This window comes from Alkalihalophilus lindianensis (assembly GCF_032843265.1).
In the GTDB taxonomy this organism is placed as follows: Bacteria; Bacillota; Bacilli; order Bacillales; family Bacillaceae_D; genus Alkalihalophilus; species Alkalihalophilus lindianensis.
Genome location: NZ_JAWJBA010000389.1, coordinates 1 through 268 on the forward strand (window position 1 = coordinate 1; position 268 = coordinate 268).

Here is a 268-nt window from a genome sequence, read left to right on the forward strand (position 1 = left end):
CGGTCTGCCTGATATTTTTTAAAAACGTTTTTAAATAAAAATGGCACTGCAAGCCCTGAAAATGCTGCGGCAAAGCCCCAAATCCCCACGGCTACCAACAAAACCGATTTGTCTCTTTTCAGCCTTTTTTGCATGAAAATGAGGGCTAGCACAAGAAGCACTGTAAATAATATCAACAATGTTTTGGTGGAAAACAATAGCGACAACACAAGCAATGCGGCCAGCGATGCACCAATGATAAGGTAAATTGGAGGCAGGCCTTCCCGGT

Annotated in this window: 1 protein-coding gene; it reads right to left on the reverse strand. The window is 43.3% G+C overall.

The window, feature by feature from the left end:
• On the reverse strand, positions 1-268 hold a 268-nt coding region (locus tag RYX56_RS22715; RefSeq protein ID WP_317124168.1), incomplete at both ends, for a hypothetical protein.